The organism is Trinickia sp., assembly GCF_057351765.1.
Map to the genome: position 1 here is coordinate 159754 of NZ_JBMRBK010000040.1, position 17013 is coordinate 176766.

A 17013-nucleotide genomic window follows, 5' to 3' on the forward strand; every position below is an offset into this window, starting at 1 on the left:
ATAACGTGCATAAACGAGAATGTAAACGTGCAACAACGTGCACTAGCGCGAACACCAAGCGCGCCGATCGGCCCCTCGTCGGGGCACGGCAGGTTCGACTATGGGATAACCGACGAGCGCCGGCGGCGCCTCAGCTGGTGTGCTGCCGTTCCTGCATGGCCGCTTGCATCCCACGCTGTATCGCCTCGGGGTCGAGATCGCGTACGTGCGATGCGATATGCCAACGGTGACCGAACGGGTCCTCGACGAAGCCCCAACGGTCGCCCCAGAACATGTCGGCCAACGGCATGACGACGGTCGCACCGGCCGCCACCGCGCGCTCGAAGGCCGCGTCGGCGTTTTCGACATACAAATAGAGACTCACCGGCGTGCCCTTGAGCGCTTTCGGGCCGAGCGAGCCGCACTCCGCGGACTCGTCCGTCAGCATGACCACGGAATTGCCGATCTTGATTTGCGCATGGCCGATGTGGCCGTCGGTGGTCAGCATGCGAAACAGTTCAACGGCGCCGAAAGCCCGCTTGTAGAAATCGATCGCGTCGGCAGCGCCTGCGCAAACGATCTGCGGCGTCAGCGAATGCATGCCTTCGGGAATGGGTTTGACGGAAGAGGTCGACATGACGGCTTGCTCCTATAAGTTGTTCGTAAAAGTGAGCGCGGCCAGGAAGGCTTCGTTTTCGCCGGCTCTATCCGCACGACGAACGACGCGAACCGAAATCGACATCGACCTGCATTTTTTTCGCTATCGCCCCACCTTCGCGATATGAAGCAGATTTGCCGTGCCCGATTCGCCGAACGGCAAACCGGCGGCAATGGCGATCGAATCGCCGTCGCGCGCGAAGCCGGCGCCGCGCGCCGCCTCGCAAGCCAACGCGATCATGTCGTCCACATCGTGCGCGTTGCGGTAAGGCATCGAGTGAATGCCCCAAACGAGCGCAAGCCGGCGCGCCACCTGCAACGAAGGTGTGAGTGCGATGATCGCGCTCGGGGCGCGCTCGCGCGCGGCACGAACGCTCGTGAAACCCGAAAGCGTATAGGTCACCGTCACCGCCGGCCCGATCAGTTGCACGATCGTGCGCAACGCGCAGCAAATGGCGTCGGCCGTCGTCGATTGCGCGGGCGTATGCGACGCGTCGATGCCCAGCCGGTAGCCGGGATCGCGCTCCACCCGCTCGATGATGCGATTCATCATCGCGACGGCTTCGAGCGGGAACTTGCCGCTCGCGGATTCGGCGGACAGCATGACGGCATCGCTGCCTTCGTAGATCGCGCCGGCGACATCCGACGTCTCGGCGCGCGTCGGCACGGGCGAATTCGTCATCGATTCGAGCATTTGCGTGGCCACGACGACCGCCTTTCCCGCCGCCCGGCACGCGCCGACGATGCGCCGCTGCAGTTCGGGAATCTGCTCGGCCGGCAATTCGACACCGAGATCGCCGCGGGCGACCATGATGCCGTCGCAGCGCGCGACGATGGCCTCGAGATGATCGATCGCAAGCGGTTTTTCGAGCTTGGCCATGATCCACGCGCGATCGCCGATCAGCGCGCGCGCTTCGTCGATATCCTCGGGCCGCTGCACGAACGACAATGCCACCCAATCGACGCCATGCTCGAGGCCGAACGCCAGATCCTCGCGGTCCTTTGCGGTCAGCGCGGAAATGGGCAGCATGACGGCCGGCACGTTCACGCCTTTGCGATCGGAGATGCGTCCGCCCACCACCACGCGGGTTTCGGCGTAATCCGGGCCTTTCGATTCGACCGAAAGACGGATCTTGCCGTCGTCGAGCAGCAGTTCGGAACCGGGCTCGATCGCTTCGAAAATCTCCCGGTGCATGAGCGGCGCGCGGCGGTTCGTGCCGGCGGCCGGATTCATGTCGAGGCGAAACGGCTCTCCCGCCAGGAGCTCGGCGCTCCCTCCTTCGAACGTGCCGAGCCGCAGCTTCGGTCCTTGCAGATCGAGCAGCACGCCGATCGGGCGCCCGCTTTCGCGCTCGAGCGCGCGGATGGCCGTGAGCCGCTGCAAATGGTCGCTTTGGGTTCCGTGGCTGAAGTTCAAGCGGAAAACGTCGACGCCGGCGTCGAACAGTTGCCGGATGACCTGCGGATCGGAACTCGACGGCCCGAGCGTGGCGATGATCTTTGCGTTGCGTTGCCGCTTCATTCCCGTGTCTCCCGTGTCCTGGATTCGATGGCCGCCATTAGAGTCGGCGCCAAAGTATCCCACTTTAGTGCTGCTCAAGAGTTTCGATAAGACCACCACAAGTCGCCTGACTCGATACTCGATGTATCGAATTCACGGCTCTCCCACCACCCGTCCCGACGAATTACCAGCGCTTCCTCACCGAGGATGATCTCGTCAACGCTTCGAAGGAAGTGGTGGCAACGCTCATGCCCCCGCTCGACCCGTCCGTAATCGCACCCATTGCGACGTGCAAGTCGACGTGCGACAGTTGCGGGTTGTTTCGATTGCCGCCGCAGCGACAAGTCGGCAAAGCAAGACATTCGAAAACGAACTGCAAAATAAACAAAGAGGCGCAAATGTCCAATCAGAAATCGGCTGAAATAGCAGCACGCTTCGATCGCCTGCCGCCGTCGCGGACCGTCTGGACGATGGTCATTCTGATCTCGCTCGGCGGCATCTTCGAGTTCTACGATCTGTTCTTCACCGGCTACGTCGCGCCAGGGATGGTCCAGGCCGGTCTCTTCAAGCCCGAATCGCTCGGCTTTTTCGCGGCGCTCGCGCCCATCGCCGTGGCCGGCTTCGGCACATTCGTCTTCGCTACGTTCGCAGGACTCTGGATCGGCGCGCTCGTGTTCGGCTTCGTCGCCGATCGCCTCGGGCGCCGGTTCATCTTTACGTGGTCGCTCATCTGGTACGTGATCTGCACGGCGATCATGGCATTCCAGCATTCCGGCCTTGCCATCAATCTCTGGCGCTTCGCCGCGGGCATCGGTATCGGCGTGGAACTCGTAACCATCGACTCCTACATCTCCGAGCTCATCCCCAGCGGCGAGCGCGGCCGCGCCTATGCGGTCAATCAGTTCATCACCTTTTGCGCGGTGCCCGTCGTGGCATTTCTCGCCTTCATCCTCAAAGACACGCACCCACTGGGGCTCGAGTACTGGCGCGTCGTCATCCTGATCGGCACGCTCGGCGCGATCGCCGTCTGGATCATCCGCCGCAACGTTCCCGAAAGCCCGCGCTGGCTCGCGCGCCAAGGCCGTCTGGACGAGGCCGAGCGCATCGTCGCCGATATCGAACGCCGCGTCGCCGCGGAAAAGGGCATCGCGCTGCCGGCTCCGCAATCGATCTCGGCCGAAATGGAAGGCCGCGGCTCGATCGCCGAAATTTTCGGTCCGCTCTATCGGAAGCGCACGCTCATCCTGTCGATCTTCAACATGGCGCAGGTCATCGGCTTTTACGGCTTCGCCGCCTGGGTGCCGACGCTACTGATCCATCGCGGCGTGCACGTGACCGCCAGCCTCGGCTACGCCTTCGTGATCGCCATCGCCAATCCGTTCGGCCCCCTGCTCGGCACGTTCTTCGCCGATAAGCTCGAACGCAAGACGCAAATCTGCGGCGGCCTGCTCATCATGGGCATCGTCATCGCGCTCTTTTCGCAAGCCTCGGAACCGGCCGTCCTCATCGTGCTCGGCGTGGTATTCACGCTCGCCGCGAACGTCATGTCGTATGCCTACCACGGCTATCAGGCGGAACTCTTCCCGACTCGCATCCGAGCGCGCGCCGTCGGCTTCGTCTATTCGTGGAGCCGAATCGCCGCGGCGTTTGCAGGCCTGGCCATCGGCGTTTTGCTTCACAACTATGGCGTGCCCGGCGTGGCGACGTTCATCGGTGCGTCGATGGTCGTGGGCATCTGCATGATCCTGCTTGGGCCGTCCACCAAGGGACGCTCGCTCGAATCGATCAGCCACTGAAACAAAACACGCGCGGCCGATGCGCGCGCTGCCCGACAGGCGTACCCTTATCGCCAGGTGCCAGCGTGGCATTCCACGCCCCGCCGGCTTGCGAGGGAGGGTACTCATGAAGACGATCGTCCGGACCGGCGTGCATATCGAAGGCATTCACTGGACCGCCGAATACCTGGAAACGACGCATGAAATCCGCGTCTTCCGTGAAGGCGCCGAAGTCGGTGTCTACGATGCGCCGCCCACGCTGTTCGGCGAAGAAGCCGATGCGGGCTCGAAGAGCGTGGCAGATCATCGCGCCCTGGACGCCGCGTTGCGCGCCTATCTGATGCGCTTCATTGCGGACCACGACGCCGAGGAGTAAGCCCGCCGCGCGGCCCTGGCCCAACCAGCGCTCACGGCGACGGTAAGCGCAGAAAGTCGAGTACCGTCTGCGTCAAAGCGGATGCCTGTTCCACGTTGGGCAAATGCAGCGCCTCGAATGCGACGTGGCGTGCACCGGGAATGCGCGCCGCCAACGCCCTGCCTTCATCGACCGGAAAGCCAGCGTCGTGCGTACCGCTCACGATGAGCGTCGGCGCCGCGATGCGCCCCACTTCCTGCGATAAATCCGTATCCGCGACCGCCGCGCAACTCGCGATGTACCCTTGCGTGTCCGTGTGCCGCACGACATCGCGAATCGCCTCCGCAACGAGGGGCTCGCGCGCACGAAACGCCGCGCTGAGCCAACGTTCGACCGACGCACTCGCCAGCGCGGGCATTCCGCCGCCTTGCGCCTGCTCCATGCGCTCGAGCCAGGTCTCCCGAGGCGCCAGATTGCGAGGCAGTGCGCTGATATCGACGAGCCGTCCGACGCGTTGTCCATGGCGCGCCGCCAGTGCCATGGCCGTCACGCCGCCCAGCGATATCCCGCATACATGTGCCTGATCGATCGCAAGCGCATCCATGAGCGCCAGGACATCCGCGCTCAGCTGCTCGATCGTGTACGGGCCCGGCGGCACACTCGAACGGCCATGCCCGCGCGCGTCGTAGCGCAGCACCCGGAAATGCCTCGCGAACGCGCCGATCTGCGGCGACCATAACGAAACGTCGGTGCCCAGGGCGTTCGACAACACCAGCCACGGCGCTCGTGCGTCGGCCGGGCCGTCGATCCGATAGCAGAGGCTGACTCCATTGACAGTGGCAAAGGGCATGAGCGTGAGGCCTCCATGGCGAAAGCCCTATTGTGCTACAGCTCCCATGGCGGTCGCAGCGCACGCGGCCGCCCGTAAAACCCCTCCCCCCGATTCTCGCGAAAACATGGAACAATGCCGCGCATGGGTGCGCGACTTGCACAATGCCGCACAGGATGTCCTACAACGACCAACCGGGAATGGGGAGGAGTCAGTCATGAGCAGCACTAAATCGCGAGCCGGCAAGAAGAGCGCGTCGGGAAGCCGGTCGAAGACGAGCGCTGCCGTCGATCTCGTCGAGCACGCTATCGCGCGTCCGACGCGCGAACAAGCCGAGGAAGCGGTGCGCGTGTTGCTGCGCTGGGCCGGAGACGATCCCGATCGCGAAGGACTGCGCGACACGCCAGGACGCGTCACGCGCTCCTATGAGGAGTTCTTTGCCGGTTATCGCCTCGATCCGCGCGAAATACTCGCCCGAACGTTTTCGGAGGTCGACGGCTACGACGAGATGGTCGTGCTCAAGGACATCCGCTTCGAAAGCTATTGCGAGCATCACATGGTGCCCATCGTCGGCCGCGCGCATGTCGCCTATCTGCCGAAACACCGCGTCGTCGGCATCTCGAAGCTCGCGAGGCTCGTCGATGCCTTCGCCAAACGGCTCCAGATTCAGGAAAAAATGACGGTCCAAATCGCCGACACGCTCAACGAGATTCTCCAGCCGCGCGGTGTGGGTGTCATCCTCGAAGCCGCGCATCAGTGCATCACCACGCGCGGCGTGCACAAGCCCGGCGTGGCAATGGTGACTTCGCGCATGCTGGGCTCGTTCAGGACCGATCCGTCGACACGCCGCGAGTTTCTCGCCATCGTCGGCAATCCGGGGGCGCTCGCGTTGCCCAACGTCTAACGCCCGGTGCCCGGTTTCGCCGAATTGCCGCACGCTGGGCCGCGCGTTCAGTGGCTCGTCAATCGCGGACCGGGAACACAGGCGAAGCTGCTCGCGAAGCGTCGATCGCCATGCCCCTTGTAGCGCGGCACATCCGGGTAGACGCACACAGGCCGTTCGAACTGGACGCCCGACGCCGGGTCGTCGTTGACATACTTCGTCGAAACGAACGACTCGGGCGCTCGCCCTTGCTCGACCCACGCCTGCAGCGCGCTGACGACGTCCCGCTGCGGGTCGAGATGGACAGGCGGTAAGTTGCCGCCGACCGTGTTGGGTCCCGGGCCACCGCCGCAGTGGCTCATTCCCGGCGCCATGACGAGCCGATAAAACGACTGCGCCGCTCGGACGCCGCCCGCTTCATTCGCCACTTCCTCGAAATATTCGATCGGCAACGTCTGGGCGTTCAACGCGTCCGCCCAGCCCTGCGTCATGATCAGCTTGCCGCCGCGCCGACGAAAGCGCGAGAGATCGGGACTCATCGCATCGATGTTCGGCGACAAGACCGCATCGACACGATCGGCGTCGGCGGCGAAATCGAACGTCGTCCAGTCCCAATCGGGATTGTCGAAGACGGTATTGGCCAGCAACGGTTGCGCATAATTCGGTACGAGCGCGCCTTGAATCAGCGCCCACTGGCTTTCGCTGCCGCGCGCGAACCCGGGATAGAGCGCGCGGCCCGTGCGCGGGTCCAGCACCGGGGAATACAGCCGCTGCGCTTGCTGCACCTGCGCGGCACTCAGGCAGTGTGCGGGGTCCTCGCCCGCCTTGCACTGCAGGCGGGCCGGGTCGAAGTGGCACGTGAGCGGATTCGCAAGAAACCCGTCGCTGGCCGCATCGGTGCCTCCGCAGTGCTGCAGCACCGCCTGATTGAGCGTGGCCAGCGCGCTCGGCGTCAGTCGCGCCGCCGGCTGCTTCGCGGGCAGCAACGCGCCCCAGAGAAAGCTCTCCATGAGGTGGCTGTAATGCATGCCCGGCGAGCCGGCATGCACTCCGTCGTAGTCCTCGGGAAAGAACTCCGCCTCCTCCATCGCTTCGGCGCCGCCCGTCGAGCACCCGCTGTAGTAAGAGCGTGCGGGGGCCTGCCCGTAATACGCGCGAGTGATCGCTTTCGCCGCAACGGTCATCCAGTGAATCGACGTGTGTCCCCAATCCCGAAGCTGGACCGGATTCTGTGCCCATGACAACGGCTGACCGATCGCGCCCTGGGCACCGCCCCGATGCCCCGTATCCGTGTTCGCGGCGACGAAGCCACGTGCCACCGCCGGCACGAGCGCGCTATAAACGATTGCGCCGCCGAAGCCGCCCGAGCCCACGCCCAGCAACCGGCCGTTCCAGCCACCGAGCGGCAGCCACACTTCGATGCCGATCTGCTCGGCGCTTTGCGTGCTGACCGTCGCGACCACGCGGCACACGGGCGTCGTCGTTTGGACGGGCGCGCCGCCCGGATCGTTGAATGTCGTGCCTGCCGGCACGGCCTCAGCCGATGAAATGCGTGTGTTCTCGATCGTCGCGCGCTCGAGCGCGCTGCATGCGCGCGTTTGTCCATCGTATCCGGCGGCTTGCGCCGCGCGCGCCGCACCGGCCTCGAGCGTCGCCGCCGCGCATAGCGCGACGGCAAACAGCCACCGCGCGGCTATCGAGCGCCTCACAGTCATGCGGCGGTTCCCGCATCGATTCGGGCCGCTCCCATATTCGCCGCCATATCGGTTCGAAAGATCGCAATCCATCATCACACCTCCTCACAGGTAAGTCGTGCCGTCTCCTCGTGCGATTCGTTCGTCGCGGCAGCTCGGATCAAGCGGGCGGCTCGATATCGACGTCGATGTCGATGTCCATATCGAGCAAGGCGGCGCTGACCGATTTCCCGTGCGCATCGAGCGCGAGGGAACGCGTCACGCCGCCACCGAGCGCGTGCTCGAGCACGAAGTTGAGCGCGCCTATTCGGGGCAACTCGTAGCGCCGCACCGGGCCGCGCACGATGCTCTGTAAATGCGCCTTCACACGCTCGGCGCTCAAATGGCGCACGAGATGCGGATAATCCCGCGCATCGAAGCAAATGACCGATACGTTGAGCGTGTCGCCCTTATCGCCGGTTCGCCCGTGCGCCAACTCGCGTAGTTTCATTTCAGGTTTCGAATATCTGGACCGATGGCGCAACTGTCTCGCGCGGCAGCAGCACCGATTGAACGGCAATGACCTCTCGCACGGACTTCGTGACGCCGCCTCCGGCGGCCGGGCCATTGGTATAGAGCGTTTCGATCTCGTTGCCGACCCGCGAAGCTTCATCGAACGAATCACAGCGCGCCACGACGCGCACGCGCACTTCGTATGGCTGCATCTCGTGCGCAGCCGCCGTGTGTCCATAAAGCGAATCGACGCCGATGAGATCGCAGCGCAGCTCGCGTACCGCCACCCCGGTCATCGCAAATCGCTCGCGCACCACATCGAGCGCAAGACGCGCGCGTGCCAGCGCGCCCGGCCCCCCGTACGAGATCTGCCCTTCGCCGACAAAGCCGTCGAAGTACGCGACCGATGCCTTCAATGTGCCGGTGCGCGGCATACCGCGCCCCCCGCTCACGGCGACACGGTCCGCACCGAGCCGCGTCACGCTGACCTCCGTGAAGTCCGCGACGACGTCGGGTTGAAGGTAACGTTGCGGATCGTGGATCTCGTAGAGCAGTTGTTCCTTGCAAGTCGCCTCGGTCACGCATCCGCCCGCATGCGGCACCTTCGTCACGACGACGGTGCCGTCCTCGCGGACTTCGCCGATCGGAAAGCCGAGGCGCGCGAGGTTCGGGACATCCTTGAGCCCCGGATCCGCGAAATACCCGCCGGTGATCTGCCCAGCGCATTCGAGCAGATGGCCGACGACGGTACCCTGGCCCAGCCGTTCCCAATCGTCCATCGACCAACCGAACGCGTGGATCAGCGGCGCAAGAAACAGCGCGGGGTCGGCGACGCGCCCGGTCAGCACGACGTCGGCGCCCGCGCGCAACGCATCGACGATCGGTTGCGCGCCGAGATACGCATTCGCCGCGACGATCCTGTCCTTGAAGGCCGCGACCAGTTCGCCCGATTCCTCGAAGCGGTAGTGCCCGGCCAGTACCGCGTCGAGCACGTCGTCGCCCGTGACGGCCGCGATCTTCAACCGGTCGATACCGAGTTCCCGCGCGAGCTCCAGCGTCTTGCGCGCGGCAGCGACAGGATTGGCCGCACCCATGTTCGTCACGATACGCACGGCGCGTTTCGCGGCGAGCGGCAGTACCGCACGCCAACGCGCCTCGAGCAGCGGGTCGTAGCCGAGTGACGCATCGCGGCGGCGCGCTTGCTGGGCCAGCGCGATCGTTCGCTCGGCCAGGCATTCGAAGACGAGATAGTCGAGCGAACCGTGCTCGACGAGTTCCACCGCCGGTTCGATGCGGTCGCCGGAGTACCCGGCGCCCGCACCGATTCGTATCGTGCGAGAAGGCGTGACTGTCGACATGACTTGCGGGGATCAAAGAGGAAAGATGCCGAAGACGACGCACGCGAGCGTCATCACGGCCGATGCGCCGAACAACAGCGGAAAGCTGAAGCGCTGGTGTTCCGCCAGATCGATACCGGTCAGGCCGATCACGAGGAACGTTGCCGGCGTCAACGGGCTGATGGGAAAGCCGGTCGTCATCTGGCCGAGTATCGCGGCCTGGCCGATCTTGACTGCCGGCACGCCGAGTTGCGCCGAGACCTCCGCAATCACGGGCAGCACACCGAAGTAAAACGAGTCCGGATCGAACAGCAGGCTGAGCGGCATCGAGACGAAGCCGAGAATGACCGGGATGTGCCCCGCCATCGAGGCCGGCACGAAACCGACCGCGGCCTGCGCCATCGCCTTGAGCATGCCGCTGCCCTGCATGATGCCGGTGAACACCCCCGCCGCCAGCAGGATGGCGGCCATCATCAGCGCCGCGCGCGCATGCGCGTCGATGCGCTTGCGCTGCATTTCCACGTTCGGGTAGTTGACGAGCAAGGCGATGCACAACCCGATCATGAACATGAGGGCGGGCGGAATTTTTTCGCCCATGGCGACCATCGTGCCCAGCACCGCCACCGTCAGCAGTATGTTGAACCAGAAATTGCGTGGGCGACGCAGGGCCTTTTCCTCATCGGTCAGATCGTGGCGCGCAAGCAGTACGTCGGTGGTCGCCAGGTTCGCGCCGAGCCGCCGCTCCTCGCGCTTGCCGAGCAGCCACGCCGTGCCGAAAACGAACACGAGACCGACGATCTGCACCGGAATCAGCGGGTTGAAAATCGCCGACACCGGCAGATGGAGGGACGCCGAGGCGCGGATCATCGGCCCGGTCCACGGCAGGAAGTTCACGCCGGCCGCGAGCGACACCGCCGCGGCCAACACGCGCCGGTCCATGTTCAGCCGGTCATAGAGCGGCAACATGGCGGGTATCGCGATCAAAAAGCAAACGGCGCCCGAGCCGTCCAGATGAATGAGCAGTGCCAGCAACGCCGTTCCGACGACGATGCGGGTCGGGCGCGTGCCGACCGTGCGAAGAATGCGGTCGATGATCGGATCGAGCGTGCCCGCGTCAGTGATCGTGCCGAAGTAAAGAATGGCGAAGACGAACATGCCGACGACAGGTGCGAGCCCTTTTATCCCGGCGATGACGAAATGCGAGGTTTGCAGGCCGAATCCCCCGATCAATGAGGCGGCGACAGGCACTGCGATCAGCGCGACGAGCGCGGACATGCGTCGCGACAGGATCGCGACGAGCAATACGACGATGGTGGCAACGCCAAGTAAGGCCAGCACGGGTTTGTCTCCAATCTTGTCTTTTAATGGGCTAGAGCGTAGTGTCGGTACATCGATAAAACAATTGAAATGATTTGATTGCAGCAATCAACAAATGAAATGGATCTGAATCTGCGGGAGATACGTGCGTTCGTAGCCGTGGCACAGACGGGCAGCTTCACGCGCGCGGCGGCCAGGCTCAATTTGTCGCAGCCGGCATTGACGGTACAGATTCGTCGCCTCGAGGAAACGCTGGGCGCACGGCTTTTCGATCGAAACTCCCGGACGGTGACGTTGACGTCGGTGGGACGGGAGCTGTTGCCGGTTTTGCATAAGTCGCTGGCGGACATGCAGCGCGTACTCGACGATGCGCGTGCGTTGGGCGACGGCTCTCGCGGTGCGGTTCGTATCGCGTGCCTGCCATCGTTTGCCGCAGGGCGGCTGCCGGCTCTGATTCGGGACTTCCGGACCGATGCGCCGCACGTCACGTTCGAAATTCGCGATGTCGTGGCGAGCATGGTCAATCAGCTCGTGAAGGCCGGCGAATTCGATCTTGGGGTGACAGGCGGTGAAATCGTGGATCCGGAGCTCGAAATCCTGCACCGTGCGGAAGACCGACTCATGGTGGTCTGCCCGCGCGGGCATCCGCTTGCGAAAAAACGACGTGTTGGCGCTTCCGATCTTGCCGGTTACTCGCTGGTATTGACGGCTGCGGGGACCAGTGTGCGCGCGATCGTCGATGCCGCGTTCGACGAAGCCGAATGCACGCCTGACATTGCGTGCGAGCCGACCTACATGATGACTGCCGTGGCGATGGTGCGGGCGGGGCTCGGCATTACGATTCTGCCCGGCTCGGCGCCGGAGATTCGCGCCGAGCGCGAGCTGGTGGGCAGGCCCATCGACGATCGTCGATTCGTCCGACCCATCGCATTGATCAAGAAGCGGGCGAGAACGTTGCCGCCCGTGGCGTTATCGTTCGCTGACGCGCTCAAGGCGGCGCTGCGCGGCTAGTCGCGGTCGTTGCGGCGCATACTGCGTGGCACATTCCCTGCTGGAGTCAAACGCGAGCCTTTCAATGGCTCCTATTTGAATCCTTTACGAAAGGGAGGGCGCGATGAACAACGATATCGCTGCAGGAAAATGGAAACAGATGGTCGGGAAGGCGAAGGCTGCGTGGGGCGAGTTGACGGATGACGAGCTGACGCAGGCCGACGGGAATGCCGAACGGCTGGCGGGGTTGATCCAAGAGCGATATGGCAAGACGCGCGACGAAGCGGAATTGGAAGTTCGCCGCTTCTTCGATGCGAATCGGGATTAGGGATTAGCGATCACGACGGGCTGTAGCCGTCATGGTGGTCCCACGCGGCGCGCTTTGCGCGCTCGCGTGGGGCACCGATCGTCGCCATGCCTTCCCACCGTGCCGGGAAGGGTCGGTCGCTATACGCTGCACCTGCCTAGACAGCGTGCTGCGCCTCCGAAATCCGGACGCGTCGCCCGCCATCGCGCGCGATGAGCGCTACGGCGCCCAGCACACATCCCATGCCCCACCACTGGGCCGCGCCGATCGACTCGTGCAGTACGACAGCGGCAAGGCCGGCCGCCGACACGGGCACAAGAGCCGTCAACGCGCTCGCTTGCGCGCCTTCGATGCGCTGGACGCCCGCGAACCACAGCATGAAGCCCGCGACCGTCGGCACGAGCGCGTAATACGCCACACCGGCAAGTGCCACGGTATCGACAGGGCCCACCGAATGCGGTTCGAGCAGCGCGGGAACGATCGATAGCGCGAGGCCGCCACCCGACATCAGCGTCGATAATTGCAGCGGCGACACCGGCGTGCGCAAGCGCTTATTGAGCAGGATAAAGAAGCCCTCGCAGAACACGGCCGCAACGACGAAAAGATCGCCGACCAACGAAGCGACCGCGCCTCTCGGGGCGAGCGATCCCGCCACCTCCGCCGTACCAGGCGTACCCGGGGCACCGATCGTGCAAACGAACACCCCCATCGTTGCAAGCGCAACGGCCGCGAACGTCATCGGCCCAGGCCGTTCCCGCAACGCGAACACGGCCACGAGTGCCGCGACCACCGGCATGGCGCCGGCGATGACACCCGCATCCGTCGCGGACGTCAGTCGCATTCCGCTCAGCAGAAGAACGGTATAGCCCACACTGCCCGAGGCAGCCTGGACGGCAAGCAGCACCCTCTCCCGTGCGTCGAGCCGCGGCCACCGCTCGCCGGTCAAGCGCATCGCCACGACGAATATCGGAAAAGCGATCGCAAAACGCAGCGCCGTTGCCGTGAAAGGCGGCAGGCCATGCGCGATCAACTTGCTGACGACTACCGTGCTGCCGACGCCGATCATCGCCAGCGTACAAAAGAGGTATCCCATCCAACGCGAAGCCATCTGCGCCACTCCGTTCTTCCAATGAATGGAACGCAGATTAGATGCTCACGGGGGCGCCGGTCTTGAACGAAATTGCAGCGGCTCGGGCGATGGCCGATTAGCCTAGCCAATAGCTGCGGCAAAATTCGCCGGCGTGATCCCATAGAGGCGAACGAACGCGCGAGTCATATGGCTCTGATCGGCAAACCCCGCACCGGCCGCGGCGTCGGCCAGCGCGCAGCCCGTCGCGATCAATCGACGTGCGAGCGCGACACGCCGCTGAATCAGATAGGCATGCGGGGGCAGCCCCGTCTCGCGGGCAAACTCACGCAACAATTGAAAGCGGCTCAATCCCGCATCGGCCGCCAGCGTGGCGAGCGTCACCGTATTGGCCGGATCGTCGTCAATGCGCATGCGCGCACGCGCCACAGCACGGGCAGCCGCATGTCCGCGCACGCCGGATCGGGCAGGCACGCATACGGTCGTATGCCGCGAAACGACATCGGCAAGCAAAGCGAACACCGCCTCCTCGCCCGCGAGCCGTCCAATGCTCGCGTCACCCGCGAGCGCGCCGCAATACGCGCGTTCGAATAGCGCGGCAAAACGCGCATCGCGTAGGACGGGGCGCTCGATTTCCAACGACGAGCCTGCGCGCACTTCCAGATCGCGGGCCACGTCGTCCATGAGGGCGGGGGAAACATAGAGCATGTGCCAGACACGCCCCTGCTCATCGAGCGGGCTGCCGTCATGGACCTCGCCGGGATTGACCGTGATCGCATCGCCGGCACGCGCCTCCACCGGCCCGCGCCCGCTCGACGAACGCTGTCCGCCGCGCACTACGAGACCGATACCGAAGCGCTCATGCGAATGACGCGCAAACGTTTGCGTCGTGTCCGCCGACGTGGCTTCGACTCCATCGATCGAGGAGCGATGCATCAAAACGCGTCCGCCCCTTTTCGTTTTCATTTACGTCCACGCTTGCCCGTTTCGGGCTCGTCGTTGCGGCCGCCCTCGCGCACATTGCCCTGCGAAATACTGGCGCCGGGCGCCACGCTATGCGTGAGCCAGACATTTCCGCCAATGACAGCGCCGCGGCCGATCGTCACACGCCCCAGTATCGTTGCGCCTGCATAGATCACGACATCGTCCTCGACGATCGGATGCCGCGCATGGCCTTTCACGAGCGCACCGTCGCTACCGGACGGGAAACTCTTCGCACCGAGCGTCACGGCCTGATAAAGCCGCACGCGCTCCCCGATCACAGCGGTTTCCCCAATCACGACGCCCGTGCCGTGATCGATGAAAAAGCTCGCGCCGATCTGCGCGCCGGGGTGAATATCGATGCCGGTCGCCGAGTGGGCGATCTCGTTGATGAAACGCGCAAGCAGCGGCACACCGAGCCGATGCAGCGCGTGCGCCAGCCGATGATGCATGACGGCCAGCACGCCCGGGTAGCAAAGCAGGATTTCCGTAATATGCTGCGCGGCGGGGTCCCCCGCGAACGCGGCTTGAATATCGCTGACGAGCAGCGCGCGAATGCGCGGCAACTCCGTGCCCAGCGCACGCGTGATCTCGAACGCGCGCTCGATCAACTCCAACTCCGGAGTCTGCGCATGCTCGGGCAAGAATCGCAACGCCCGCCGTACCTGCTCGCATAGCAAACGCAACGTGGTTTCCAGCGTATGGCCGACGTAGTAGTCGACCGTTTCGTCAGTGAGGTCGGGCGCGCCGTAATGCGTGGGGAACATCGCCGCGCGCAGACCGTTGACGATGCCGACGATCGCCTCGCGCGAAGGCAGTTCGCGAATGCCGCGAGGATGACGCGTGCGATGCAGCTCTTCGCGCGAAGCACGAAGCTCGGCGACGATCTGCTCGAGTCCCCAATGACGGGAGGACGGAGTGGACATGATATGAAGGAACGCCGCTTGCGATGCGGCCGGGTAGTGACACTTCCGCAGAGATTACCGCGTTTTGCGAGAACGCCGCCAGCGGCGGGGTCACCCGCGATGCCCCGTCAAACGGTCAAGCTGCTGGCATCGATCCATCGCACGGCCCAATCGCGCGCATGCGCGATCGCCGCGGCTTCGTCGCAAAAGCGCAGTTCGGCCGGAAAAAAACGATTGGCCACGAGCTCCCCATCGCTCGACCGTGAAATCACGACATATGGCTGGTATGCGCCATCCCCGGTCCGCGCGGGAGCGCAGTTCAGCAAATATCCGCGATGCGTGAATGCAGCGTCAGAATGCATGACTCGCCTGCCTCCGATACCCTTTTTATGTACTGCTACATACTGCTCGTCCGCCGGGCGCGTAGGTCCACAGCGCGGCGGCGAAGCAAGCGGGCAACCACGCTTTTCGCCTGGCCGTCCGCTCGCAGGATAGGAATCATACTCCCTCGAAAACGCCTCTTCTATCGGAAATAAATCGGTCCAGTGCGGTCAGTGACAGCGACATGCGGCGACAGCATTCAAGCGACTGCACGAGCCGAGCCCCGGAACGAGCCTTGCTCTCGATCGCCGACGCCAAGACTGACCTGCCTACATGCCGCCATGCTCACGCTGCTTGAAGTTCGGCGCCGCTAAGCTACGATGGACAAAACACACACGCTGGCGCGAGCGCATCCGGCACCGGCGCGCTTGGCCGCGCAGCACCGCTCACGCCGTCCTCCAGCGAGCAGACCATGATTGCGAGCCACCCCTTTCCCGGCAGGCCGCCGCGGCGCGCACCGCGCGCACTGCGTGCCAATCGGCATCCGCTCGATTCGGCCTCGGTCGGGCGCTTGAAGGCGGCGCTCGCTTGCCTTGCGCTTGGCTACGCGCTCGCGTGGATCGAGGTTCTGCTGGAGTTCCTCGTGCTTCCCGCCCCGGAGAATGCCGCGGGCGGCGTACCGCCGCTGCTCGCCGCCGTGCTGGCGCGCGTGCTGCTCGGTGCGCTTTATCTATTCGTTGCACTCCGTCATCGCTGGGCTCGCTGGCTCACCGTAACGCTCGGGTTTTTCTCGGCAATTTTTGTTACGCCGATGTTGCCAGGGGAGTGGCAGATCTTGCCAGCCGCATCGCTCGTTACCGGTCTGGGCGTGCTATGCCGGCTCGCAGCTGCGATACTGCTCGCGCTGCCGATGCGCGAACGCTGCAACGTGGCGTGATTCGGCCGTATCTTTCCAAGGAGATCGACATGAAGATCGTTGTGATCGGCGCGTCCGGCACCATTGGCCGGGCTGTCTGTGCGGAACTGAAACAACGTCACGAGATCGTCGAAGTCGGTGCGACGCGCGGCGACCACCACGTGGACGCAACCGATCTGCACAGCGTCGAGCGGCTCTTTCATGACATCGGCCGCGTCGATGCCGTCGTGACGACGATGGGAGAAGTGCATTTCGGCCCGCTCGCCGAAATGACGGCCGATCAGTTCTGGATCGGTCTGCGCAACAAACTGATGGGACAAGTCAACGTCGTATTGGCGGCTCAGCATCACGTCAACGACGGCGGCTCGTTTACGTTGACGAGCGGCATTCTCTCCGACGAACCGATCCGGGGCGGCGTCAACGCCACCACCGCGAATCTCGCGCTCGAGGGTTTCGTGCGCGGCGCGGCAATCGAGTTGCCGCGCGGCATCCGGATCAATATCGTCAGCCCGACTCTGCTCGACGAATCGGTGGAGGCATACGGAGCGTACTTCAGAGGCTTCGAAACCGTCAGCGCGAAGCGCGTGGCGATTGCCTACAGCCGCAGTGTCGAAGGCGCTCAGACCGGGCGCGTTTATCGCGTCGGTGGCTGAGCCGATCGCCGTTCACACCGGCTCACGCAGGCAG

Annotated in this window: 18 protein-coding genes; 7 read left to right on the forward strand and 11 right to left on the reverse strand. The window is 64.3% G+C overall.

Going from position 1 to position 17013, the window contains the following annotated elements; all coding sequences use genetic code 11:
• Window positions 1-130 precede the first annotated feature (130 nt).
• Together ACO1XS_RS11025 and pyk are read right to left on the reverse strand one after the other, a co-directional pair.
• The gene (locus tag ACO1XS_RS11025) at window positions 131-616 is read right to left on the reverse strand and encodes a VOC family protein (protein ID WP_331571102.1); all 486 of its coding nucleotides are present in this window, start codon (window positions 614-616) and stop codon (window positions 131-133) included.
• A 123-nt stretch (window positions 617-739) separates the two neighbouring features.
• A complete protein-coding gene (gene pyk, locus ACO1XS_RS11030) occupies window positions 740-2158 on the reverse strand; it encodes a pyruvate kinase (RefSeq protein ID WP_331571101.1) in 1419 nt (472 codons plus the stop codon).
• A 449-nt stretch (window positions 2159-2607) separates the two neighbouring features.
• Between pyk and ACO1XS_RS11035 the strand changes: the two genes are divergently transcribed.
• Both ACO1XS_RS11035 and ACO1XS_RS11040 read left to right on the forward strand, forming a co-directional pair.
• A complete protein-coding gene (locus ACO1XS_RS11035; protein WP_486390702.1) occupies window positions 2608-3933 on the forward strand; it encodes an MFS transporter in 1326 nt (441 codons plus the stop codon).
• A 106-nt stretch (window positions 3934-4039) separates the two neighbouring features.
• Window positions 4040-4288, forward strand: coding sequence for a hypothetical protein (locus ACO1XS_RS11040; RefSeq protein WP_331571099.1), 249 nt, complete (start codon window positions 4040-4042; stop codon window positions 4286-4288).
• Window positions 4289-4319: 31 nt separating this feature from the next.
• On the opposite strand, the gene pcaD is transcribed toward ACO1XS_RS11040, so the two are convergent.
• Window positions 4320-5117 carry a 3-oxoadipate enol-lactonase gene (pcaD, locus tag ACO1XS_RS11045; RefSeq protein ID WP_331571097.1) on the reverse strand — a complete coding sequence of 266 codons (798 nt, stop codon included), beginning with the start codon at window positions 5115-5117 and terminating at the stop codon, window positions 4320-4322.
• Between the two features lie 196 nt (window positions 5118-5313).
• On the opposite strand from pcaD, the gene folE reads away from it, so the two are divergent.
• Complete coding sequence (gene folE, locus ACO1XS_RS11050; RefSeq protein ID WP_331571095.1) at window positions 5314-6000, forward strand: GTP cyclohydrolase I FolE; 687 nt, start codon at window positions 5314-5316, stop codon at window positions 5998-6000.
• Between the two features lie 47 nt (window positions 6001-6047).
• Here the strand turns inward: folE and ACO1XS_RS11055 are convergent, their stop codons facing one another.
• The 4 genes from ACO1XS_RS11055 to ACO1XS_RS11070 all read right to left on the reverse strand — a co-directional run bounded on the left by ACO1XS_RS11055 (window position 6048) and on the right by ACO1XS_RS11070 (window position 10840).
• Entirely contained in the window at window positions 6048-7694 is a 1647-nt protein-coding gene (locus ACO1XS_RS11055; RefSeq protein WP_486390682.1) for a tannase/feruloyl esterase family alpha/beta hydrolase, read from the reverse strand.
• Window positions 7695-7833: 139 nt separating this feature from the next.
• Window positions 7834-8163 carry an AtuA-related protein gene (locus tag ACO1XS_RS11060; protein ID WP_486390683.1) on the reverse strand — a complete coding sequence of 110 codons (330 nt, stop codon included), beginning with the start codon at window positions 8161-8163 and terminating at the stop codon, window positions 7834-7836.
• 1 nt (window position 8164) lies between these two features.
• Entirely contained in the window at window positions 8165-9523 is a 1359-nt protein-coding gene (locus ACO1XS_RS11065; protein WP_486390684.1) for an acyclic terpene utilization AtuA family protein, read from the reverse strand.
• Window positions 9524-9535: 12 nt separating this feature from the next.
• Window positions 9536-10840 carry a CitMHS family transporter gene (locus ACO1XS_RS11070; protein WP_331571088.1) on the reverse strand — a complete coding sequence of 435 codons (1305 nt, stop codon included), beginning with the start codon at window positions 10838-10840 and terminating at the stop codon, window positions 9536-9538.
• 99 nt (window positions 10841-10939) lie between these two features.
• On the opposite strand from ACO1XS_RS11070, the gene ACO1XS_RS11075 reads away from it, so the two are divergent.
• Window positions 10940-11830, forward strand: a complete 891-nt coding sequence (locus ACO1XS_RS11075; protein ID WP_331571086.1) for a LysR family transcriptional regulator — start codon at window positions 10940-10942, stop codon at window positions 11828-11830.
• Window positions 11831-11933: 103 nt separating this feature from the next.
• Window positions 11934-12137, forward strand: a complete 204-nt coding sequence (locus ACO1XS_RS11080) for a CsbD family protein (RefSeq protein ID WP_331571084.1) — start codon at window positions 11934-11936, stop codon at window positions 12135-12137.
• A gap of 136 nt (window positions 12138-12273) precedes the next feature.
• Here ACO1XS_RS11080 and ACO1XS_RS11085 read toward each other — a convergent pair whose 3' ends face one another.
• The 4 genes from ACO1XS_RS11085 to ACO1XS_RS11100 all read right to left on the reverse strand — a co-directional run bounded on the left by ACO1XS_RS11085 (window position 12274) and on the right by ACO1XS_RS11100 (window position 15451).
• Window positions 12274-13224: a DMT family transporter gene (locus ACO1XS_RS11085; protein ID WP_486390685.1), complete on the reverse strand. Its 951-nt coding sequence runs from the start codon at window positions 13222-13224 to the stop codon at window positions 12274-12276.
• Between the two features lie 102 nt (window positions 13225-13326).
• Window positions 13327-14139 carry an AraC family transcriptional regulator gene (locus ACO1XS_RS11090; protein ID WP_331572982.1) on the reverse strand — a complete coding sequence of 271 codons (813 nt, stop codon included), beginning with the start codon at window positions 14137-14139 and terminating at the stop codon, window positions 13327-13329.
• Window positions 14140-14165: 26 nt separating this feature from the next.
• The gene (gene epsC, locus ACO1XS_RS11095) at window positions 14166-15110 is read right to left on the reverse strand and encodes a serine O-acetyltransferase EpsC (RefSeq protein WP_486390686.1); all 945 of its coding nucleotides are present in this window, start codon (window positions 15108-15110) and stop codon (window positions 14166-14168) included.
• Between the two features lie 107 nt (window positions 15111-15217).
• Window positions 15218-15451: a hypothetical protein gene (locus ACO1XS_RS11100; RefSeq protein ID WP_331572978.1), complete on the reverse strand. Its 234-nt coding sequence runs from the start codon at window positions 15449-15451 to the stop codon at window positions 15218-15220.
• Window positions 15452-15882: 431 nt separating this feature from the next.
• Here ACO1XS_RS11100 and ACO1XS_RS11105 point away from each other — a divergent pair, with 431 nt between their 5' ends.
• Both ACO1XS_RS11105 and ACO1XS_RS11110 read left to right on the forward strand, forming a co-directional pair.
• Complete coding sequence (locus ACO1XS_RS11105) at window positions 15883-16347, forward strand: hypothetical protein (protein WP_331572976.1); 465 nt, start codon at window positions 15883-15885, stop codon at window positions 16345-16347.
• A gap of 29 nt (window positions 16348-16376) precedes the next feature.
• Window positions 16377-16979 (forward strand): short chain dehydrogenase, encoded by a 603-nt coding sequence (locus ACO1XS_RS11110; protein WP_481579572.1) that lies wholly within the window; start codon window positions 16377-16379, stop codon window positions 16977-16979.
• Window positions 16980-17013: the final 34 nt, after the last annotated feature.

Coding starts and splice junctions, on each gene's coding strand:
- ACO1XS_RS11025 (WP_331571102.1), bottom strand. CDS start 616: ATGTCGACCTCTTCCGTCAAACCCATTCCCGAAGGCATGCATTCGCTG.
- epsC (WP_486390686.1), bottom strand. CDS start 15,110: ATGTCCACTCCGTCCTCCCGTCATTGGGGACTCGAGCAGATCGTCGCC.
- ACO1XS_RS11040 (WP_331571099.1), top strand. CDS start 4,040: ATGAAGACGATCGTCCGGACCGGCGTGCATATCGAAGGCATTCACTGG.
- ACO1XS_RS11090 (WP_331572982.1), bottom strand. CDS start 14,139: ATGCATCGCTCCTCGATCGATGGAGTCGAAGCCACGTCGGCGGACACG.
- folE (WP_331571095.1), top strand. CDS start 5,314: ATGAGCAGCACTAAATCGCGAGCCGGCAAGAAGAGCGCGTCGGGAAGC.
- ACO1XS_RS11060 (WP_486390683.1), bottom strand. CDS start 8,163: ATGAAACTACGCGAGTTGGCGCACGGGCGAACCGGCGATAAGGGCGAC.
- ACO1XS_RS11080 (WP_331571084.1), top strand. CDS start 11,934: ATGAACAACGATATCGCTGCAGGAAAATGGAAACAGATGGTCGGGAAG.
- ACO1XS_RS11035 (WP_486390702.1), top strand. CDS start 2,608: ATGGTCATTCTGATCTCGCTCGGCGGCATCTTCGAGTTCTACGATCTG.
- pyk (WP_331571101.1), bottom strand. CDS start 2,158: ATGAAGCGGCAACGCAACGCAAAGATCATCGCCACGCTCGGGCCGTCG.
- ACO1XS_RS11055 (WP_486390682.1), bottom strand. CDS start 7,694: ATGACTGTGAGGCGCTCGATAGCCGCGCGGTGGCTGTTTGCCGTCGCG.
- ACO1XS_RS11065 (WP_486390684.1), bottom strand. CDS start 9,523: ATGTCGACAGTCACGCCTTCTCGCACGATACGAATCGGTGCGGGCGCC.
- pcaD (WP_331571097.1), bottom strand. CDS start 5,117: ATGCCCTTTGCCACTGTCAATGGAGTCAGCCTCTGCTATCGGATCGAC.
- ACO1XS_RS11085 (WP_486390685.1), bottom strand. CDS start 13,224: ATGGCTTCGCGTTGGATGGGATACCTCTTTTGTACGCTGGCGATGATC.
- ACO1XS_RS11100 (WP_331572978.1), bottom strand. CDS start 15,451: ATGCATTCTGACGCTGCATTCACGCATCGCGGATATTTGCTGAACTGC.
- ACO1XS_RS11075 (WP_331571086.1), top strand. CDS start 10,940: ATGGATCTGAATCTGCGGGAGATACGTGCGTTCGTAGCCGTGGCACAG.
- ACO1XS_RS11105 (WP_331572976.1), top strand. CDS start 15,883: ATGATTGCGAGCCACCCCTTTCCCGGCAGGCCGCCGCGGCGCGCACCG.
- ACO1XS_RS11110 (WP_481579572.1), top strand. CDS start 16,377: ATGAAGATCGTTGTGATCGGCGCGTCCGGCACCATTGGCCGGGCTGTC.